The organism is Collinsella sp. LCP19S3_D3 (genome assembly GCF_052121455.1).
GTDB lineage: Bacteria > Actinomycetota > Coriobacteriia > Coriobacteriales > Coriobacteriaceae > Collinsella.
Genome location: NZ_JBQKEF010000009.1, coordinates 47,773 through 69,056, shown reverse-complemented (window position 1 = coordinate 69,056; position 21,284 = coordinate 47,773). Strand labels below are relative to the sequence as shown.

Sequence of the window (21,284 nt, the reverse complement as noted above, 5' to 3'; positions counted from 1 at the left end):
CGAAAGTCCCGTGCGAAACAAACAAAACTCCAGTTGATTCCCATTTTCGTGATACCACGAAAATGGTAACAGCCGGTGTCGCCGCTCGCGCGGTTAAAGACTACAAACTTACTCGCTATGCATGCTATTTAATCGGACAGAACGGAGATTCAAACAAGCCAGAGATCGCGCTCGCCCAGGCATACTTTGCCGTGCAGACGCGCCGCCAAGAGCTCATAGAACAGCGCTTCGCAGAGATTCAGCGCTTGCAGGCGCGCCACTCGCTATCCGATTCAGAGAAACAACTCTCGGGTATTGCGTTCAAACGCGGCATGGACTCCAAAGGATTCGCGATCATCAAGTCGAAGGGCGATGAAGCGTTATTCGGCGGCAGAAGCACGGTGGAAATGAAGCAGCAGCTCGTCGTACCCAAGAGCGCGGCATTGGCGGACAGATTAGCCGATGTCCTCATCAAAGCAAAGGACCTTACGAACTCGGTGACGGCCTTCAACGCCGAGGAACACGACCTGTACGGTCTGGACCAGATCAAGCAAGAGCACGTCGAGAATAACACAAGCGTACGTGGCAGCCTCATCGACCGTGGAATTGTCCCCGAGAATCTACCGCCTGCCGAGGATACAAAGAAGCTCGAACGTCGCGTGAAAGCAGACGAGAAAAAACTCAAGGGGGCACAGACGGATTCACCGACCCCCAGGGCAGGCTCGACTTGTAAAGCGTCTGTGCCCTTTCGGGTTCGACCCCATGCGAGGTCAACAAAAAAGACGGCCAACTTTCGCTGACCGTCTTAACATGCTTTGGTGGGCCGTCAGGGGGTCGGCCTGCTGCGCAGGCGGCCGCTGCGGCGCTTCGCGCCTTGCGCGCTGCGCTGGTAAATGTTTACGCATTTCCTCAGCTCCGCGCCCTTTCGGGTTCGACCCCATGCGAGGTCAACAAAAAAAGCGACTAGCCGAAGCCAGTCGCTTTAACATGCTTTGGTGGGCCGTCAGGGGGTCGAACCCTGGACCTTGGGATTAAGAGTCCCCTGCTCTACCAACTGAGCTAACGACCCAAAGCTAAAGTCCGTAGTAGCGGACTTTAGAGGAGATATCGTGTGGTGGGCCGTCAGGGGGTCGAACCCTGGACCTTGGGATTAAGAGTCCCCTGCTCTACCAACTGAGCTAACGACCCGATATCAACACGAAGCAAGAACTGGGGTGGGTAAAGGGACTCGAACCCTCGACCTACGGGACCACAACCCGTCGCTCTAGCCAACTGAGCTACACCCACCGTGTCCTGTGCGCTTCGCGCTCGACTATTATTGCAAGGAACGCCACGCGACGCAAGCCCCAATTTTCAAGAATTTTGAAAAGAGTTTTTCGGATCCATTTCGAGCAAATCCCACCGGTTCCATAGGAGTAAACTTGCCCCACCCCGATGTTCGAAAGGACAAGCATGAAAGAACTCTCCAATCGCACGGCAACGTTTACCGATTCGGTCATCCGCCGCATGACGCGCATCTCCGATATGTACGGCGCCGTCAACCTCTCGCAGGGCTTCCCCGACTTTGATCCCCCAGCGCAGCTGCTCAAGAGCCTGGGCACCATCGCTACCGATCCCAAACCGCTCTACCACCAGTACTCCATCACCTGGGGCTCCCAGGCCATGCGCGAGGCGCTTGCCGCCAAACAGGAGCACTTTATGGGCATGCCGATCGACCCCAACCAGAACATCGTGGTCACTTGCGGCTCCACCGAGGCCATGATGGCTGCCATGATGACGGTCACCAACCCCGGCGACAAGGTCGTCATCTTCTCGCCCTTCTACGAGAACTACGGCGCCGACACAATCCTTTCGGGTGCCGAGCCCATCTACGTGCCGCTCAACCCGCCCACATTCGACTTTGACCGCGAGACACTCGAGGCGGCCTTCCGCGACAACGACCCCAAGGCCATCGTCCTGTGCAACCCTTCCAATCCCTGCGGTAAGGTCTTTACGCGCGATGAGCTCACCTTTATTGCGGATCTCTGCAAAAAGTACGACGCCTACTGCATCACCGACGAGGTGTACGAGCACATCGTCTACGCGCCCCACGAGCACGTCTATATGGCCACGCTGCCCGGCATGTTCGAGCGCACCATCAGCTGCAGTTCGCTGTCCAAGACGTACTCCATCACCGGCTGGCGTCTGGGTTACACCATCGCCCCGGCCCAGATTACCGAGCGCATCAAGAAGGTCCACGACTTCCTCACCGTGGGTGCCGCCGCCCCCCTGCAGGAAGCCGTCGTCACCGCCCTCAATTTCGACGACAGCTATTACCAGGAGGTCCTCGATCTCTACACAGCCAAGCGCGATCTGTTCTGCCAGGGGCTCGATAGCATCGGTCTTGAGCATAACGTGCCGCAGGGCGCCTACTACGTCATGATGGACATCTCTGAGTTTGGCTATGACAGCGACCTCGACTTCTGCGAGGACCTCGCGTCTAAGGTGGGCGTGGGCGCCGTGCCCGGCTCGAGCTTCTTCCGTGAGCCCGTCAACCATCTGATTCGCCTCCACTTTGCCAAGCGAGACGAGACGATTAACGCGGCACTGGAGAACCTCAAGTCGCTACGCGATAAAATCAAGCCGCGCGGGTAAGGACGGCCCGGCAACTAAAGCACCCAAAGAAGCCCCGCACCGCACGCGCGTTGTAGGGCTTCTTTTTATAGCGCTTTCTTAATTTGTTTAAAGCGCTATACTTTAGTCACGGAACAACTCGTCCCAGCGGGAGGAATACTATGGCAGAGCAGCAGCTTATCGGAGCGCTCGAGGCCGGCGGCACCAAGATGGTCTGTGCCACGGGCTATGCAGACGGTACGGTCCTGGAGCGTGAGCAGATCGCAACCACGACCCCGCAGGAGACCGTTGAGGCCGTCAACGCATGGTTTGCAAACAAGGGCATCGCCGCGCTGGGCATCGGCGCCTTTGGCCCCACCGCAGTCAACCCTGCCTCGCCCCAATACGGCAAGATCTTGGAGACGCCCAAGACGGCATGGCGCTACTTTGACCTGCTGGGCACCATCCAAAACGAGCTCAATATTCCCTGTGGCTACGACACCGACGTCAACGTCGCCTGCCTGGGCGAGGTCACCTTTGGCTGCGCCCAGGGCCTCACCGACGTGGTGTATCTGACCATCGGCACCGGTGTGGGCGCCGGCGTGCTCTCGGGCGGCCAGCTCGTGCACGGCATGATGCATCCCGAGGCCGGCCATATCCTGGTCACGCGCGATCCGCGCGACACCATCGGCGAGCACAGCGGCTGCCCCTTCCACGACAACTGCCTCGAGGGCCTCATCGCAGGCCCCGGCATTAAAAAGCGCTGGGATGGCAAAAGCGCCGGAGACATGGCCGATGACCCGGAGGCCATGGACCTGCTCGCAGGCTACCTGGCACAGGCACTCATGACCTACACGCTGTGCTATGCGCCGCAAAAGATCATCATCGGCGGCGGCGTAGCCGACCACACCCCCATCGTGCCGCTCGCCCGCAAAAAGTGCGCCGAGATGCTCAACGGCTATATCGTCACGCCCGAGGTCAATGACATCGATACCTACATTGTCAACAACAGCCTCGATGGTAAGCAGGGCATCATGGGCTGTCTGGCCCTTGGCGCACAGGCGCTCCAGTAAAGGGTGCACCAACGACACACGGTATTACCGGGCTCGTATAACGCGCAGACAACGCTATCGCGCCCTGCAGGGCCCCCAAACGCACAAGGCCGTCTAGGACCAAGCAAAACGTCCTAGGCGGCCTTTTTGGTGCATACAAGCGATCGGAGGAGATATCGGAGCACGACGCCGGTAGCCGCTCCGCAGCAGTCAATCATCACGTCGGTAATCATGCCGGCGCGCCCCGGCACAAATAACTGAATCGTCTCGTCGATTGAGGGGACCAGCAACAGAAAAACCACCGTGGGAAGCAGTCTGTCAAAAGTGCGTCGACCCTCGATATCAAAGGCATGTGTCACCAAAACACCGAGCACCATATACTCGGTAAAGTGTGCGCACTTGCGGACGACAAAGTTGGTTACCCATTCATACGGCAGGCTCAAGCTATGCAAAAACCCGCGGACGTCCTCCATGATCGCCAAGCTCAGTGAGCCGGACCCCGTGCCGGGAACCAGTGAATTGCCCCAGATCAGCAACACCATGACGCAGGCCGCAACCGCCCACTTACGATCGATCTTAATCATGCAGAACTAGGCCTCGGCACGAAGCGGCGTAAAACTGGCGGTACCGCCCTCGATAACACTCAAATAGGCACGGCCCGTACGCTTGGCGGTAGAGGACTGCAGGCGCTCGATCTCTTCCTCAAGGATCTGATTGACGCGCTCATGGCGACGGTTTTCCATAACGCCGGCGGCGATAGCCTCGGCGCGCTCGATACCCTCGCGCGAGATACGCGCGGTATCCTCGGGAAACACGGAGCTGTGGCGGCCGACATAGACGGGAGCAACCGAGACAGGTGAGGCTGCAGGCGTGGGCATCGGCGCGGGGGCGGGCTCGGCGACCTCGGCCATGATCGCCATGGCGGCGGCCCACATGTTCTCGTGGCCCGAATAATCGGCCATGGGGATATCTTCCTCGAGGGAGGCATCGGGGAGACTGTCGGTATCCACGCGATTCTGGGCATCGATAGAGGCAGTGATGGCGGCGGGCTCGTCCAAATCGGTGAGATCCACACCCTTGGCATCGGAAATGATGGGCATGCTGGCGAGCTTGGTGTTGTACGGCACCGCCTCCGCGGCCTGCATTTGGGCCGAAGCGCCCCAAAGCGAGCTTTCGGCAGCACGACGAGCGGCGATGGTCTCCTCGTCGACAACCAGCGGCTCATCGGCAAAGGGGTCGGCGACAGGAGCCGGCTGAGCTGCGCCCTGCTGGCCGGTCGAAGCGGCCGCCGCGGCAGAGGCGTACGCAGCCGAAGAAGCACCGTTATAGGCGGCATTGTTGGCAGCGTTGGCCACAAGCGCCACGAAAGCGGCGGTGCTGCCCGCAGGGGCGGCATGAGAGCCCGAGACGGCACGTGCGGCAGCAGCGATGTCGTCGCGGTTATAGGAGCCAGTCTTTTCACCGTTTGTGAGCTCGTCAATTGCGACCTGGTAGATATCGCGCGAGCGAGCGGGATCGCAGCTAACCGGCGAATCGTCGTCGAGCATGCTATCGATCATAGCCCAGGCATCGGCCTCGTCCATGGCGTTGGCGGCACGGGCGATGGTCGGAACGCCATCATCGGCATGACGGCGCTGAAACGCGCCGGTCAGACCGGAGAGAAGCGAAGAGGATTGACCCTGCTCGTCCAAAGTGACAGGAGAAGCAGCCCGGGGAGCGGCTTCCTCGTGCTGAGCGGGAATCGAGGCGGTCTTGAACTCGTTGTAGGTCCGACTAAACTGAGCGGCGCCGCCCACGGCATCGGGCTCAAACAGGCGGCCATCGTGCTCCGCACGATACTCAGAGATACCCAGCGAGGCGGCATAGATACCCACGCCGGCCACCGCGCCCACGGCAAAGGGAACAGCACCCGCGACGACCGTCTCGTTGATTGACGAAAACGGCAGTGTAGCGGCATACACGACCACGGGTGCGGCAAGGCCGATCCCGCAGGAAAGTCCGGCAAGGACTGCTCGTTGTGTTGCATCAGAAGAAGCCATGAGCTCTCCCCATCTTCCAGCACCCAAATCGCATCATTCAGTTGGCTGCGCGAGAGAAGATGAAGCGGGGCCTGAGCCCCAAAGCAACGGTATAAGGTTCGTTTCATCTGCGTTTTCCGTCGCGAAGCTTAACTGCTATTATGCGAAACCCCCTTGGGGATTGCAAGCGACGAAGCGGAATTGAAACGGGAAAATCGCTGCTTGCCGGTCGTGAGGTCAATAATCGTTGGCGAGCGGCTATACGAAAAGGGCCAGGATCTAAACCCCGGCCCTTCTGGCATGTCTATGGTTGCTGTCGCGTGCAGCGGACGGACTAGAACATCTGCTCGTAATCGCTGTGCTTTTTGGCCGAACGCACCAAAAATTCCTGGTTGGTATTAGTGCCCTTAAGGCCCTTGATAAACGACGCTGCCGCGCGCTCGGTATTGTTCATGCCGGCGAGGATGCGGCGCAGGCCAAAGACAAACGGACGCATTTGCTCGTCGACCAACAGGTCCTCGTTGCGCGTGCCCGAGGCAACGGGGTCGATGGCCGGGAAGATGCGGCGGTCGGCCAGATCGCGATCGAGCTTGAGCTCCATGTTGCCGGTGCCCTTGAACTCCTCAAAGATGACCTCGTCCATCTTGGAGCCGGTATCGATAAGGGCGGAAGCAAGGATGGTGAGTGAGCCGCCGTTTTCGATATTGCGGGCAGCACCCAGGAAGCGCTTGGGCGGATACAGGGCCGCCGAATCGACGCCGCCCGAAAGGATGCGGCCCGAGGCGGGCGCCGCCAGGTTGTACGCACGGGCAAGACGCGTGATGGAGTCGAGAACCACCACGACGTCGCCGCCCAACTCCACGATGCGCTTGGCGCGCTCGATGACGAGCTCGGCCACGCGGGTATGGTTGTCGGCGGGCATATCGAAGGTGGAGGCCACGACCTCGCCCTCAATGGAGCGCTGCATATCGGTGACCTCTTCGGGGCGCTCGTCGACGAGCAGGCAGATGAGGTGCACCTCGGGATTGTTGATCGAGATAGACTGGCAGATCTTCTTGAGAATCGTGGTCTTACCGGCCTTGGGCGGTGACACGATCAGGCCACGCTGGCCCTTGCCGATCGGCGACACGATATCGATGGCGCGACCGGTAATGGAATCCTTGCCATGCTCCATGCGCAGCGGCTCATTGGGGTAGACCGGCGTGAGATCGCCGAACTTGGGGCGGTTACGGGCCTGCTCAGGATCAAGACCGTTGACGGTCGTGATTTTGGCGAGACCGGCACGCTTGTCGCCGCCGCGCGAGGGGCGAAGCGAACCCTCGATCACGTCGCCCGTGCGCAGACGCGCGGAGCGGATGAGGTAGGCGGGCACGAAGGCGTCGTCATTGGACTTCATGTAGCCGTGGGCATGGATGATGCCGGAGCTGTCCGGGCGAATCTGCAGGATGCCCTTAATATCGCGGAAGCCCTCGGCCTTCGCGGCTGTGGTGTAGATCTCTTCGACGAGCTCGGCCTTCTTCTTGCCGGTCGTCTCGATCTCGAACTCCTTGGCCTTCTCGCGCAGCTCGGCGACCTTCATGGCCGCGAGCTCCTCGCGCGAAAGCGTTGGCTCGGTCGGAGCTGCGTTGCGCTCCTTGTTGCGCTGTTTGCGGTCGCGCTGACGGCTGCGGCGGTCGTTGTTACGATCATCCTTGCGCTCGCTGCGCTCATCGTTACGCTTGTGCTGACGGCGGTTGGGGCGGGAACCCTCTTCGGCCTCAGCGCTCTCGACGGCAGGCGTCGTGGGCGCATCGGCGGTCGCCGGGGTCTCGCCGTCCGACTTAGCGTCGGACTCGGGCTGTTGCTCAGCATCCCCCTGCTGTTCGGCAGACTTGGTCTTGGAAGATTTCTTGCGCGTTCGCTTGGGCTTCTCGCCTGCCGACCGATCTGCGCCCTCCGTCTCGGGAGTCGTGTCGACACTCGCCTCGGTAGACTCAGCTGCCGCAGATTCGGCGCCGGACTTCGCCTCCGCCTTAGCTGGGCGTTTGGCTGCGGTGTGACGGCTGCGCCCGGGACGAACGTCGGCAGACTCGGCAGCGGCAGAAACAGCGACCTCAGGAACATCAGCGCCCTCGGCCGAAACCACGACAGCCGCTGTAGGCTCGACAAACGCCGGGGCATCTTGGACAGAAGCCGCGGCAGCGGCCGCCTTCTCCGCCTCGACAAATGCCTTGGGCTTGCGGCCGCGGCGATGCGGGCGCAAAGCAGGATCGACGACAAATGCACCGCCGGCCTCGGCAGACACGACAGACTCAGCAGAGGAAGCGTCCTCCTCCGCCGCAGAGCGAACCGGGGTCTCGGCGGCATCGGACGAAGCCTGCTCGGCAGCCTGCTGGACCTTGGCCGCCGTGCGACGGCGCGTGCGCGGAGCCGGCTTTTCTGCTACCTGCTCGGGAGCCGGAGCCGAAGGCGCCTCGGGGGCGGACGGAGCCGCGAGTTCGGTCAGAGCCGTGGCATCGCGCTCGGCGGCACGACGGCGAGCACGAACAACCTGGGCTTCGCTGATCTGCGCAAGCGCGCGGGCCTGCGCAACCTCATCTGAAAGCGGCGCCGAAACCTCGGCGGAAACCGGACGCTTGGCACGCGTCGTGCGCGTGGTGCGGCGTTTGGGCTTTGCAGCCTCATCGCCATCCGCAGCGGGCTTGGCCACACGACGCGTGCGCTTGGGCTTCACGGGCGCAGCCTCCTCCCCGGTAGCAGGCGCGACGGGAACAGGGTTCTCACTCGAAGCCGAGGCAGCGTTCTGGTGTGTCTCGGGGACCGACGCCTGCGACGGTACGGGTTTCGCGATCTGGTCCAACGCAACCGGTGCAGTGGGAGTGGCTTGGACCGTGCTTATTTCATTTTCTTGCTGTTGATCAGACACAGTGTTTGCTCAACTTTCTTTTAAAGCCCTGTGATCACATGCTCCCTGCATAAACCTTCAGGGCGGCTAAACAGTCTAGCTCCGTTCAAAACACAACGGACATCATTGATCTGTATCGAGATGATTGCGTCAAATACGCAGCGTTAGTGTAACACAACCGCCACCACCTGCAACTTAGTCATTAGACGTTCTTATACAACTGGTCAAAAGGGACACTCTCCCTCAAAAGCGCTTCCTCTGTCTCACCAGAGGAGTGAAGCCGTGGCATCCGGAATAGCCGCGCCACGAAAAGCGCCTATCTACTACGTTTGACCCGCGCCCCTGACCATCCCCTCGATCTTCCTAAAATCGCAAGCCCGCTACCTGCGGTTTTAATATCGTACTTTTCGGCATGGTTCGGGGTATGCGACTAAACGTAGTAGATAAGCCCGTTTCGTGGCGGACGGTTTCGCACCGCTCTCCCACCGGACAAAAATGATCCGTTTTCCTCCGTCCCCAAGGGGTCGTTTTCAAAACGATCGCGGATTACGGTGCAAGAACGGCGTAAGCCAACCATACCCTGCATTTTTAATATTCGGCAAGCCGTCTACCTGCGATTTTTTTTCGCTGCTGTTGCTATGGTCGCCAGGCAGCGATTCAGCCCCGTAAACCGGTATAGTTGCGTTTTTGTAGCATTTTCCAACACGCCAAAAAGCCCCGCCAAACGCAAAAAGCCCGACCTCCGCATGGAGATCGGGCTTATAGGGCTCAGCAAAGCCAAACCTACACGGTCAAACGACCCGTAGATTACATCTGCTCGGGTGCAGAAACGCCAACCAGAGTGAGCACCAGGGCGAGCGTCACGCGGACGGCGTCGCAAGCGGCCAGACGGGCGCGCGAAAGCTCGGGGTCGACGGGACGGCCCTCGCTCGGAAGCACCTGGCAGGCAGCGTAGAAGCTGTGGAAGTCGCCGGCGAGCTCCTCGGCAAAGTGCGTCAGACGGAACGGGGCGCGGTCGCGAGCGCAGCTGGCGATGAGGTCGGTGAGCTCGTTGAGCTTACGCGAAAGGGCAAGCTCGGTGGGGTCGGTCAGCAGCGAGTAGTCGACGTTCTCGCCGATGGCCTTGGCGGCGACGGCCTTCATGCCCATCTCGTCAGCCTGCTCGGGCGTAACGTCAGCGGCACGGCGCAGAATGGAGCACACACGAGCGTGAGCGTACTGCACGTAGTAGACCGGATTGGAGTTATCGCGCTTCTTAACGGCCTCGATGTCGAAGTCGACCATCTGGTTGGAGCTCTTGGAGATGAGCGTGTAACGGGCGGCGTCGGAGCCGACCTCGTCGACGAGCTCCTGCAGGGTCACCATGGTGCCCTTGCGCTTGGACATACGGACGGGCTTGCCGTTGCGCAGCAGGTTGACGAGCTGGCCCAGCAGAACCTCGAACTTGCCGGGATAGCCAAGAGCGTCGCAGACACAGCGGACGCGGTCGATGTAGCCATGGTGGTCGGCGCCCCAGATGTCGATGACGTGGTCGACGCGCTGGAACTTGTCCCAGTGATAGGCAACGTCGGAGGCGAAGTAGGTGTACTCGCCGTCGGACTTGATCAGGACGCGGTCCTTGTCGTCACCCAGGTCGGTGGAGCGGAACCACAGGGCTCCGTCCTTGGTGTAGAGGTAGCCCATCTTGTCGAGCTTCTCAAAAGCGCGGTCGACGGCGGAGGTGCCGGCGGTCTCGCCCTCGGTGTCCTTCACGTACAGCGAGCGCTCGGAGAACCAACGATCGAAGTCGCAGTTGACGGCGTGGCAAAGGTCGCGCATGTTGTCGACCATCTTTACGTAGCCGCGCTCGCGGAAGCTCTCCATACGCTCCTGCGGATCGGCGTCGACCCACTTGTCACCGTCGGTGCGCCAGAACTCGGCGGCCTCGTCGATGATGTAGTCGCCGCCGTAGGAGTCCTTGCCCAGAGTCTCGGCAAAGTTGTCCTGATACGGATGGGTCTCGGGATGCTCGTCGTTCTCGTCGGCAACAAAGGCATCGCGGTCGGCAATCAGCAGCTTGTGAGCCTCGTCGATATCCACGCCCTGCTTGGCGATGATGTCGGCAAGCTGCATATAGCGCGTGCTGATGGAGTTGCCGAAGGTGTTCATCTGAGAGCCGTGATCGTTGATATAGAACTCACGCTGGATATCGTAACCGGCATGGTCCATAACACGGCAGAGGGAGTCGCCCAGAGCGGCCCAACGGCCATGGCCAATATGCATGGGGCCGACGGGGTTGGCGGAGACAAACTCGACCTGGGTCTTCAGGCCGCCGCCGACGTTGGACTTAGCGAAGTCCATGCCCTTCTCGCGAGCCTCGTCGAAGATGGCGTTCTTGACGGCGACGGAGAGGTAGAAGTTGATGAAGCCAGGGCCGGCGATCTCGACCTTCTCGATCGCGGGATCCTCGGGCATATGGGCAACGACGGCCTCGGCGATCTTGCGCGGGGCGCAGTGAGCCAGCTTGGCGGACTTCAGGGCCATGGTGGAGGTCCACTCGCCATGAGAAGTGTCAGCCGGTCGCTCGATAGCGCAATCGTCAAGTTCAAATGCGGAAAGGTCGCCGGCCTCCTGGGCCGCAGCAAGCGCAGCGCGTACCAGCTCTTCAATCTTCTCGGGCATAGATCCTCCTTGTGTTAAAGCCCCCGAGCTCTTGGTCACTCGTAGGGCAAAAGCCAGAGTTTGCAGCACTCTAACACAAGCGGTAACTACTGTCGCAGGGTAAAGTCAATCGATATTGCATATGCACATAATTGACCACAGTTGTCGCAAGGCCATTCAAAGATGGCGGTCTGCCTGCTGGTTGTGCACCCGCCGAAAATGCATAAACATCTGCATGGGCAGCTCAGAATATCGAATACTCTTACCTATCGGATTTGTGTGCTTTTCCTGCATAAAGTAAGGGTTTGCGCACGTCAGCGTGGTATTCTAGACATACGTAAATTCGTATAAGTTGGAGGTAGCATGTTCTCAATCGGTCAACACGTCATTCATCCGGGTCAGGGAGTCTGCACCGTCGTCGGTTTTAGGGAAGACACACCGCAGCCCATGCTGTTGCTCGAGACCAAGCAGGGACATGCGCAGACGATCCTCATGTACCCCGTGGCGCAGGCCGACCGTCTGCATGCCGCCATCTCCCAGCAAGATGCCGAGCACCTACTAAGCCATTACGACGAGCTGGAGTGCGACACCTTTACCGAGCGCAACAGCTCGCTCGAGGAGACGCACTTTAAGCAGCAGCTCAAGCTGGGTGCGCCCGAGACGGTCCGCGTGGCAAAAACAATGATGCACCGTATTCGCCAGGCCGAGGAAGCAGATAAAAAACCCAGCTCCTACTACATGCGCGTACTCAAGGAAGCCAAGCGCCGCTCCATCGAGGAGATTGCCGTGGCCTTGGGCGTCACCGAGGAAGACGCCGAAGCCCGCCTAGCCCAAGCCGCCCTCAACTAACCTGCCAAAAAGGGACAGGTTTATTTTGGCAGGTTTTATCTGGGGAAACGTCAACAAACAATTGGTAAATGGTCGGGTGCTCCGTTTTGTTTGTAAGCCCCGGCCATTTTTCTATCGCCGCGAAAATGCGTGAAGCCCATTTGTGATGACATCACGCGAGGGCCGTCCAGATCGACGCAACCAACGCCCTTATCCGCAACAAGCGCACCCGTCTTGCTCAATTACCATTAAAAAGCATCAATTTGAAAACGCAATAACATTTCGGCAGGTAGCAGCTATAGTCGGTAAACTGAATCTCGACAACCGAAGCCTCCGAATGAGGTATCTTCAGCCCATCCAAGCTAAAGGAGGGGCCATGCCGAGAAAACCTCGTTCAAAGTCACCAACCGGTTATTTCCACGTCACGTTGCGTGGAAACGGAGGGCAATTGCTGTTTGACGATGCCGAGGACCGAATCGCTATGCTTCAGATCCTCGATGCAATCCTCCCCAAACACAATATCGAGCTTATCGCTTGGTGCCTTATGGGAAACCATATTCATTTGGCACGGCAATCGTGCAGAGTGTCGCAGGATGCGCTCCGACGGAACTCAAATCCGTCTCCAAGCCACTTCGCAATGAGGCGATTCTCGCGCTTCGAAAACAAGGGCTAACCGTTAAGCAGGTTCAGCTGTTGACCGGACTCGGAACATGGATTATTAAGAACGCGTCCTAACGTCGCGTTTGCCGAGTTACGGGTACGGCGAAGCGCAGCCACCTGCCGCGAGGCGCCGCCATTCGCCAACGTCACCAGGTCAAACAGAAAACGCTTCCGCTGAATAACGTCCAACGGAAGCGTCTTCCCAGATAAAACCTACCAAAATAAACCTGTCCCTTTTTGGCAGGTTAGGCCTGGAAGGTGTCGCGGTCGGGCGCGAAGGACTGCATGGCCGCGATGGTGCGGTCGAAAAGCTCGGGGAGCTCCCAGCCCAGCATCTCGGCGCCCTGCGTAATCACGTCGCGCGAGCAGCCGGCGGCAAAGCGCTTGTCCTTGAACTTCTTCTTGAGCGACTTGGTCGTAAAGTCCATGACGCTCTTGCTCGGACGCATGATCACGGCAGCCCCAATCAGGCCGGTAAGTTCGTCGCAGGCAAACAGGATCTTTTCCATCTGCAGCTCGGGCTTGGGCAGCGAGGTGTTGAAGTCCGAGGTATGCGTCTGGATGGCGCGGATGAGCTCGGGCGATGCACCCTCGCCCTTGAGGATCTCGGCCGCATAGATGGTGTGGTTCACGGGGTCGTCCTCATGCTCCTCCCAATCCAAGTCGTGCAGCAGTCCGACGATGCCCCAAAACTCCTCGTTCTCGGGGTCGAACTCGCGCGCAAAGTAGCGCATGGTGCCCTCGACCGTTTCGCCGTGGGTGATGTGGAACGGGTCCTTGTTGTGCTCGTTGAGCAATTCGAACGCACGGTCGCGGGTGATTCCGGCGGAAAGCGTCTGGGACATGGCAATACCTCCAGGTGAGTCGGTGCTAGGACACGGTGTCACTATCGTATATCGCCGCGGCTCAAGCCGAAAGGCAGAAAAGGCATACGGAGAAAAAAGCCGGGCGAACGCGTCGCCCGGCAAAACCGCAGATAAAACCTGCCAAAATAAACCTGTCCCTTTTTGGTAGGTTTAGGGGCGGACCTGGCCGGTGCCGCGGAGCTTGTATTTGTAGGTGGTGAGGGCCTCGGCGGCAAAGGGGCCGCGGGCGTGGAGCTTTTGGGTCGAAATGCCGATCTCGGCGCCCAGGCCAAACTCGCCGCCGTCGGTAAAGCGCGTGCTGGCGTTGGCATACACGGCCGAGGCATCGATCTCATCCAAAAAGCGCTCGCAGGCGTCCGCGTCCTCGGCGATGATGGCCTCGGAATGCATAGTGCCATAGCGGTTGATGTGCGCGATGGCCTCGTCCTCGTTCGCCACGACCTTTACGCTCATCTCGAGCGCCAGGTACTCGCGGCCCCAGTCCTCCTCGGTCGCGGCCACGTAGTCGTCGCCCTCGGCAAGACCGGCGGCGGCGCATGCGGCACACGCGGCCCCGTCGCCGTGAATCAGCACGCCGTGGTCGTGCAGCACGGCCACGACCGCCGGCAAAAACGAATCTGCCACGACGCGGTCCACAAGCAGCGACTCGGCGGCGTTGCACACACCCACGCGCTGGGTCTTAGCATTGACGATAATGTTGAGCGCTTTATCAAAGTCGGCCGACTCATGCACGTAGATGTGGCAGTTTCCCGTGCCCGTCTCGATAACCGGCACAAGCGACTCGCGCACGCAGCGCTGGATCAGGCCCGCGCCGCCACGCGGAATAAGCACGTCGACGATGCCGCGAAGCTTCATGAGCTCGCCGGTGGCCTCGCGATCGGTGGACTCGATCATCGAGATAGCCTCGCGCGGGAAACCCTTGGCCTCGAGCGCATCGGCCAGCAGTTCGGCAATCATGGCGCACGAGTGATAGGCCAGCGAACCGCCGCGCAGAATGCAGGCGTTGCCGGTGCGGATGCAGATGCCCGCGGCATCGGCCGTCACGTTGGGACGCGCCTCATAGACCATGGCGACCAGGCCCAGCGGCACGCTCACGCGGGTGAGGTCCACACCACTTGCAAGTACGCGGTGGTCGAGCACGCGGCCGACAGGATCGGGCAGCTCAGCGAGCTTCTCCAGGCCGGCGGCCATGCCCTCGACGCGCTCGGGCGTCAGCAGCAGACGGTCGAGGAGCCCCGCCGAGGTCCCCGCATCGCGCGCAGCGGACATATCGAGCTCGTTGGCGGCGACGATGGAATCGACGCCATCGCGCAGCGCTGCGGCCATGGCGCGCACGGCCTCCTGGCGCTGCTCGTCGCTCGCCGTGGCAAGCGAGGCCGACGCTGCCTTGGCGGCAACGGCAAGATCGTGGACATACGTGGCTATATCGACCGACATGGACGGCCCTTTCTCTTAGAAGTTTGCCAACCATGGTAGCCGATTTGTGCATGCCCTCGCGCATGGCGGTAGAATTGGTCAACCCGAAACACCGCAACGAACGGAAGTACCGCATGGCCCTCATCACTTCGTACCACGTCCCCGGCCTCTATGTCGAGGACCACAGCATCGACGTCCCCTTGGATTGGCGCGGCCTGGAGCCAATGCTTTTGGCCTTCGGCAGCACCATGCGCCGCGGCGCCATGCCGGCGCCCATCGCCGGCGCACCCGAGAGCATCAAGCTTTTCTACCGCGTGGTTTGCGCTCCCGACCGTATCAACGACGACCTGCCACTCCTCCTCTTTTTGCAGGGCGGCCCCGGCGGTGAGAGCCCGCGTCCGCTGTCGCCCACAAGCGACGGCTGGATCGAGGAGGCCGTCAAGCACTTCCGCGTCGTCCTGCCCGACCAGCGCGGTACCGGGCGCAGCAGCTGTGTAGACGGGCGCACGATTGCCGCACTGGGCGAGCGCGCCGAGGCGGCAGGCTCCGATGCGGCCCGCTCGCAGGCAGACTTCCTCAAGCGCCACCTCGCCAGCTCCATCGTGCGCGACTTTGAGTACCTGCGCCTGGTGGGCTTTGGCGGCAAGCCCTGGGTCACACTCGGCCAGAGCTACGGCGGCTTTTTGACGTTGAGCTATCTGTCGCTCTTCCCCGAGGGCGTGGCGGCGAGCTTTACCTGCGGCGGCATTCCGCACGTACCGGCGAGTGCCAGCGAGGTCTACGCGCACACCTTCCCGCGTATGGCGGCCAAGACTCAGCAGTATTACGACCGCTACCCCACCGACGTCGAGCGCGTGGCGGCCCTGGCAGATGCCCTTGAGGATCAAAAGCCCGCGCTGCCCGACGGCTCGCCGATGACGGTCGAGCGCCTGCAGCTCATGGGCAGCGACTTTGGCATGAAGCCGAGCTTTGAGCGCATGCACTGGATTATCGACCACGCGTTTGTTAATGGCGACGGTACGCTGAACTGCGGCTCCTCGGTATCCGACAGCTTTTTGATGCGCGCCTTCGAGCGCACCAACACGCGCACGAATCCGCTGTACTGGACGCTGCAGGAATTCATCTACGCCGATGGCGACACGATGCCCATTGGCTGGGCAGCCGCCGAGGAAAAGGCCCATCGTGCCGAGTTCGACACCCTCGCGCGCCCACTCATGTTTACCGGCGAGGCCATGTTCCCGTGGATGTTTGAGCAGATGCCCGAGCTCAAGCCCTTCAAGCCCGCCATGGACCTGCTGATGGAAGACACCAGCTGGGACAAGATTTACGACCCGCAGCGCCTGGCCTGCAACGAGGTGCCGCTCCAAGCCGCGGTGTATTTCGACGACATGTACGTGGATTCGGGCCTGCAGCTCGACACGCTCAGCCGCGTGGGCAACTCACACGCCTGGGTGACGAACGAGTTCGAGCACGACGGCCTGCACGGCAGCGTGGTATTCAAGCACCTCTTCGACGAGGCCCTCAACCGCGGAGACCTGCGTCGAATCTTCTAGCAAAGGAGTGTCCCCACCTGCCGGCGCAAAAGGAACGTCCCCAAGTGCCGGCACGAGAAAGACAGCGCTGCAGGAAACGATCCGCAGCGCTGTCTTTCTTTATGCAAAGACGATCAAGTTGTCTCGGTGGATCGCGGGCTTCTCGGCCAAGTCTGCCAGCAAGCGGTTGCCGGCAATCTGGTCCTGGCGGCGTCCGGCTGCAAGCTCCAGCACGTCCGAATCGGCCTCGGCGATACCGCGGGCGACGACCATACCGCTCGGATCGCACACGTCGAGCACATCGCCCTCGGCAAACGTGCCATCGACCTCGCGAATACCCACTGCAAGCAGGGAAGAACCGCGGCTGACCAGCGCTTTCGCGGCGCCGTCATCGACCGTCACCGAGCCATGCGCCTTGTCGCCCAGTGCAATCCACAGCTTGCGGGGCGCAATGTCCAGGCGCTCCGCCGGCGGATCGAACAGCGTACCCACGCTCTCGCCGCGGGCAAGGCGCACGAGCGCATCGGGCTCCTCGCCCGAGCAAATCACGCTCTGAATGCCCGCCGTCATCAGGATGCGGCTCGCGCGGATCTTGGTAATCATGCCGCCTGTGCCAACCGATGTGGAAGAATCGCCCGCCGAGGCGATAATCTTGGCATCGATCTTATGCACGACCGGGACGAACTCGGCCGTGGGGTCCTCGTGCGGATTGGCGGTATAGAGGCCATCGATGTCCGAGAGCGTCACGCACAGGTCGGCAGAAACCAAGCAGCCCACAAGCGCCGCCAGCGTGTCGTTGTCGCCAAACTTGATCTCGTCGACGGTAACGGTGTCGTTCTCGTTGACGACCGGCACCACGCCCAGTTCCACCAGACGCAGCAGCGCGTCGCGCGCGTGCAGATAGGACGTGCGACGGGCCGTGTCGTGACGCGTGAGCAGCACGAGCGAGGTGAGCAGGTCGCGCGCATGGAACTCCTCGTCGTAGGCCGACGAGATGATGCACTGACCGGCCGAGGCGCAGGCCTGCAGGCTCGGCAGGTCACCGACCGGCTTGCGGTCAAAGCCCAGCACGGGATAGCCACAGGCAATGGCGCCCGAACTCACCACGACCAGACGCCAGCCGAGCTTGCGCAGGGCAGCAGCCTGATCGGCAAGCCCGCCGATAAAGGCGCGGTTGACCTTGCCATCGGCGCCCACCACCGTGGACGAACCGATCTTTACCACCATCGTTTTATAAGAAGTCGTCATACGTCAAACCAATCAACTGTTGAGGGTTCGGGCGAGCTGACGGCCGAGGGAACGTAATTCCACCCTACACCCAACAAAATTAGCGAGCCCAGGGGAAGGCAGAAGCCGCGGCCATGTTCTTGCGCACGAGCTCGTCACGCACCTGCGCCAGGCCCTGCTCCATGCCCACCACATAGGTCTGCGGGTACAGGAAGCGCTTGTAGACCGGATCCAGATGGTCCAGCGCCCAAGCGCAACGCTCGCGTGCGGCCTCGATGCTCTCGCGCGGGGCAACAGCACTACCGTCTCGCACGATCGGCGCCAGCAGCTCGCGATACTCAAGCTCGGACACGTCGGTCACTAGAGCGGCATCGTTCACGGCCACGAGGGTATTGCCGCGCGCGGCGCCCTCCCCCGCCAGATGGTCCTCGTCATAGATCATGTCGCAGACCGGGCCGCCAAAGCCGTCGTAATAGCGGCGCACGCGCTGCACGCCCGGAATCGTGCGCTTGTAGGGCTGCTCGGAGAGCTTGACCACCGGCGTCCACGGGTCCGTCTCGCTCGCACGGCGGGCGGAAAGCTTATACACGCCGCCCAGTGCTGGTTGGTCGTAGCAGGTCGCGAGCTTAGTGCCCACGCCAAAGCTATCGATGGGCGCGCCCTGGTCGAGCAGCGACTGAATCGTGTATTCATCCAGATCGTTGGAAACCGAGATCCCCACATAGGGCAAGCCCTCGGCATCAAAACGGCCGCGGACATACTTGGAGAGTTTGGCCAGGTCGCCTGAGTCGATGCGAATGGCCGACAGACGCTCGCCCACCGCCTCCATCTCCTTGGCAACCGTAATGGCATGCTCGCAGCCCTCGCGCACATCATAAGTGTCAATGAGCAGCGTGCAGTTCTTAGGGCTCGACTTGGCAAAGGCACGGAAGGCCTCGAGCTCGGAATCGAAGCTCATCACCCAGCTGTGCGCATGCGTGCCAAAGACGGGAATACCGTAGCGGCGACCGGCGAGCACATTGGACGTAGAGGAACAGCCGGCAACGTAGCTCGCACGCGCGACGGCCAGACCGCCATCGGGACCCTGGGCGCGGCGAAGGCCAAACTCGGCCACGGGACGGCCGTCCGCCGCCAGCACCACGCGCGCCGTCTTGGTGGCGACAAGCGTCTGGAAGCCGACGATGTTGAGCAGCGCCGTCTCGAGCAGCTGACACTCCAGCGCGGGGCCGGTGACGCGCACCATGGGCTCGCGCGGAAAGACGAGCTCGCCCTCGGGGACGGCGTCGATGTTTACATGCGCACGAAAATCGCGCAGGTAGTCGAGGAATTCAGGCTTGAACATCGCGCCGCCGGCCGGGGCCTGGAGCGAGGCGAGGTAGTCGATATCCTCGGGCGTAAAGCGAAGGTTTTCGACCAGCTCGGGCAGCTCGGCGGTGCCGCACATGACGGCGTAGGCGCTGCCAAACGGATGGTCACGGTAAAACGCGGTAAAACAGCCCTGCTCATTGGCCTTGCCGCTCTCCCACAGGCCCTGGGCCATAGTGAGCTCGTACAGATCGGTGAGCATTGCGATGTCGGTGGGATGCGAGATGTCGGTCAAAGCCATGGGGCGACCTTTCGGATGCGTTGTGCAGAGGTTGAGGGTTGGACGAGAGCAGAGCATGCGGACATGACGCCCGATGCAAATCGGTTAGAGCAGGCCCATGCTGGTCATGATCGTGTAGCCCATAAAGACGACAAACGCGACCAAGGCGAGCGCGATGATGATCTTTTGAGCCGGGGCCATACCGGGGATCTCGCCCTCGGCCGTGGGCTCCTTGGAAGTGACCATGCGCTGGGCAAACGTCATCTCGTCACGGCTCGGCTTGGGCTCGGCGGGCTTGGGGCGGGCGGCTTTCTTAGGCTGAGGCTTGGGTGCAGCGGGCGCAGGCTTCGCAGCGGCGGGCCTGGGCGCGGGCGCGGGCTTGCGCTCGGATGCGGCGCTCGCGGCAGCCTCCTCGGCCTTCGCATGCTCGGCACGCAGGGCAGCCAGCTCTTCACGCTCGCGCCGGGCCTTTTCCTGGGCCTCGCGGCGGGCCTTCTCAGCGCGGAGCTCTTCCAACTCGGCGCGCTCCTCGTCGGACAATGGTTGGGAATCAAGCTCGGCCATAGTGCAGCCCTTTCTTTTTAAAAAAAGCCGCCGACACAATGTCAGCGGCTTATCAAATCCAAGGGTGGAGACGAAGGGAGTCGAACCCTCGGCCTCTGCCATGCGACGGCAGCGCTCTCCCAACTGAGCTACGTCCCCAGGACAAGTTGATATTTTACCTACGGCTCGCCAACTGTCAACGCCCAATACCCAGTCTTTTTGGGACGGGGCTTTTTTGACTACTTTTCGGATGGTAGCTCGACCCCCACCGGGAGCAGTCTTTTTGGGACGGGGCTATTTTAGCTACCCAGGCAGATAGCGAAAACGATTTGGACGATTAACGGCAGGGGCAGCTAAAATAGCCCCGTCCCAAAAAGACTGCTCAAAAGAGCTACTTTGCGCTGGTGAGGACGCCAGTGGTGTCGAACGCTGGGGTAAAGCTCTCGTCTACCGCACCGCCCTCTTGCCAGAACATCGTCGTAAAGCCCAGGTCGTCGGCATGGTCGAGCACCCGCTCGTACTCCTCGCGCGTCACGGCTCGCGCCAAGTCGCCGCCCTGCTCGCGCATGAGCGCATTGGGCGTGTACTGGTTCATGACCGAGATCGGCACATCGCCCACCGTCTGCCACACCAGGTCCAGCACGCGACACGAATCGTCCGCATGCCCCGGCAACACCAGGTGACGCACGATCATGCCGCGCTTCATGAGCCCGTCCTCGTCCACCAGCTCTCCCCCACGGCGCTCAATCTCGCGCGCCATTTGCGCCAAACCCGACACGGCCACACGCGGGTAGTCCTGAATATGAGAGAGCGACTGCGCAAGCCCCGCATCGGCATATTTAAAGTCGGTTAGCCACACATCGACCAGATCGCCGAACGCCGCCACGGCACTCGCGCGCTCATAACCGCTTGTGTTGTAGACGATTGGAACAACCAGTCCGCGCGCCCGTGCCGCGGCAATCGCAGCCGGCAGCAGGTGCGCGTAGTGCGTCGCCGTCACCAAGTTAATATTGTTTGCACCCTGGTCCTGCAGCTCCAACATAATCTCGACCAGGCGCTCGGGCATAATCTCAAGCCCAAAATTGCCCGTCGAGATCTCGTGGTTCTGGCAATAGACGCATTTGAGCGAGCAGCCGCTAAAGAAGATCGTGCCCGAACCGGCCTCGCCCGAGATAGGCGGCTCCTCCCACATATGAAGCGCCGCACGGGCCACCTTGAGTGTGTCGTTAGCACCGCATACGCCGCGCGCACCCTCATCGCGCGCCGCACCGCAACGCCGCGGACACAAATGGCAGGCGGGCGAAAAAAGTTCGGTCAACGACGTCGGCATAAAAACATGCTCCAAAACAACGATTCAGCAGCTCAAACGCAAAAGGACCAACCGCGCAGACGGCTCGAGCCCAAGGCGCCGTAATCGTCCGACACGATTTTTGTAATGTCAAGACTGGAATCGATAAAGTAC

At 61.1% G+C, this 21,284-nt stretch carries 14 protein-coding genes, 4 tRNA genes and 1 pseudogene; 5 read left to right on the top strand and 14 right to left on the bottom strand.

The annotated features are described in order from the left end of the window. Window positions 1-32 precede the first annotated feature (32 nt). Window positions 33-779 (top strand): annotated as a pseudogene (gene dinD / locus ACTQXM_RS05245) (DNA damage-inducible protein D); the annotation flags it as partial. A gap of 193 nt (window positions 780-972) precedes the next feature. On the opposite strand, the gene ACTQXM_RS05240 reads toward dinD, so the two are convergent. From ACTQXM_RS05240 to ACTQXM_RS05230, 3 genes are all read right to left on the bottom strand, one after another. Then, a tRNA-Lys gene (locus tag ACTQXM_RS05240) sits at window positions 973-1,048 on the bottom strand. Window positions 1,049-1,091: 43 nt separating this feature from the next. Beyond that, window positions 1,092-1,167 (bottom strand) — tRNA-Lys (locus ACTQXM_RS05235). Between the two features lie 22 nt (window positions 1,168-1,189). Further along, window positions 1,190-1,266: transfer RNA gene (locus ACTQXM_RS05230), tRNA-His, on the bottom strand. Window positions 1,267-1,431: 165 nt separating this feature from the next. Between ACTQXM_RS05230 and ACTQXM_RS05225 the strand changes: the two genes are divergently transcribed. Both ACTQXM_RS05225 and ACTQXM_RS05220 read left to right on the top strand, forming a co-directional pair. Next, window positions 1,432-2,613, top strand: coding sequence for a pyridoxal phosphate-dependent aminotransferase (locus ACTQXM_RS05225; protein WP_441537168.1), 1,182 nt, complete (start codon window positions 1,432-1,434; stop codon window positions 2,611-2,613). A 140-nt stretch (window positions 2,614-2,753) separates the two neighbouring features. Further along, window positions 2,754-3,644, top strand: coding sequence for an ROK family protein (locus ACTQXM_RS05220; protein WP_441056255.1), 891 nt, complete (start codon window positions 2,754-2,756; stop codon window positions 3,642-3,644). A gap of 113 nt (window positions 3,645-3,757) precedes the next feature. Here ACTQXM_RS05220 and ACTQXM_RS05215 read toward each other — a convergent pair whose 3' ends face one another. The 4 genes from ACTQXM_RS05215 to argS form a co-directional block, all read right to left on the bottom strand. Next, window positions 3,758-4,207, bottom strand: coding sequence for a VanZ family protein (locus ACTQXM_RS05215; protein WP_441014778.1), 450 nt, complete (start codon window positions 4,205-4,207; stop codon window positions 3,758-3,760). A gap of 6 nt (window positions 4,208-4,213) precedes the next feature. After that, the gene (locus ACTQXM_RS05210) at window positions 4,214-5,662 is read right to left on the bottom strand and encodes a hypothetical protein (RefSeq protein WP_441537167.1); all 1,449 of its coding nucleotides are present in this window, start codon (window positions 5,660-5,662) and stop codon (window positions 4,214-4,216) included. A 313-nt stretch (window positions 5,663-5,975) separates the two neighbouring features. Continuing rightward, the gene (gene rho / locus ACTQXM_RS05205; RefSeq protein ID WP_441547615.1) at window positions 5,976-8,480 is read right to left on the bottom strand and encodes a transcription termination factor Rho; all 2,505 of its coding nucleotides are present in this window, start codon (window positions 8,478-8,480) and stop codon (window positions 5,976-5,978) included. A gap of 852 nt (window positions 8,481-9,332) precedes the next feature. Further along, window positions 9,333-11,186, bottom strand: coding sequence for an arginine--tRNA ligase (argS, locus tag ACTQXM_RS05200; protein WP_441063067.1), 1,854 nt, complete (start codon window positions 11,184-11,186; stop codon window positions 9,333-9,335). 342 nt (window positions 11,187-11,528) lie between these two features. Between argS and ACTQXM_RS05195 the strand changes: the two genes are divergently transcribed. Further along, window positions 11,529-12,014, top strand: a complete 486-nt coding sequence (locus ACTQXM_RS05195) for a CarD family transcriptional regulator (RefSeq protein WP_154518254.1) — start codon at window positions 11,529-11,531, stop codon at window positions 12,012-12,014. 884 nt (window positions 12,015-12,898) lie between these two features. Here the strand turns inward: ACTQXM_RS05195 and ACTQXM_RS05190 are convergent. Next, window positions 12,899-13,498, bottom strand: a complete 600-nt coding sequence (locus ACTQXM_RS05190) for an HD domain-containing protein (protein ID WP_441083210.1) — start codon at window positions 13,496-13,498, stop codon at window positions 12,899-12,901. Between the two features lie 171 nt (window positions 13,499-13,669). Further along, the gene (locus ACTQXM_RS05185) at window positions 13,670-14,956 is read right to left on the bottom strand and encodes a glutamate-5-semialdehyde dehydrogenase (protein WP_441537165.1); all 1,287 of its coding nucleotides are present in this window, start codon (window positions 14,954-14,956) and stop codon (window positions 13,670-13,672) included. Between the two features lie 113 nt (window positions 14,957-15,069). Between ACTQXM_RS05185 and ACTQXM_RS05180 the strand changes: the two genes are divergently transcribed. Beyond that, a complete protein-coding gene (locus ACTQXM_RS05180; RefSeq protein ID WP_441537164.1) occupies window positions 15,070-16,488 on the top strand; it encodes an alpha/beta fold hydrolase in 1,419 nt (472 codons plus the stop codon). A gap of 99 nt (window positions 16,489-16,587) precedes the next feature. Here the strand turns inward: ACTQXM_RS05180 and proB are convergent, their stop codons facing one another. The 5 genes from proB to ACTQXM_RS05155 all read right to left on the bottom strand — a co-directional run bounded on the left by proB (window position 16,588) and on the right by ACTQXM_RS05155 (window position 21,152). Continuing rightward, window positions 16,588-17,715, bottom strand: coding sequence for a glutamate 5-kinase (gene proB / locus ACTQXM_RS05175; RefSeq protein WP_154518242.1), 1,128 nt, complete (start codon window positions 17,713-17,715; stop codon window positions 16,588-16,590). Between the two features lie 79 nt (window positions 17,716-17,794). Beyond that, window positions 17,795-19,300 (bottom strand): nicotinate phosphoribosyltransferase, encoded by a 1,506-nt coding sequence (locus ACTQXM_RS05170; protein ID WP_441083213.1) that lies wholly within the window; start codon window positions 19,298-19,300, stop codon window positions 17,795-17,797. Window positions 19,301-19,384: 84 nt separating this feature from the next. Then, window positions 19,385-19,843, bottom strand: a complete 459-nt coding sequence (locus tag ACTQXM_RS05165; RefSeq protein ID WP_441537163.1) for a hypothetical protein — start codon at window positions 19,841-19,843, stop codon at window positions 19,385-19,387. A 65-nt stretch (window positions 19,844-19,908) separates the two neighbouring features. Then, a tRNA-Ala gene (locus ACTQXM_RS05160) sits at window positions 19,909-19,981 on the bottom strand. Window positions 19,982-20,213: 232 nt separating this feature from the next. Then, window positions 20,214-21,152, bottom strand: a complete 939-nt coding sequence (locus tag ACTQXM_RS05155) for a radical SAM protein (protein ID WP_441537162.1) — start codon at window positions 21,150-21,152, stop codon at window positions 20,214-20,216. Window positions 21,153-21,284: the final 132 nt, after the last annotated feature.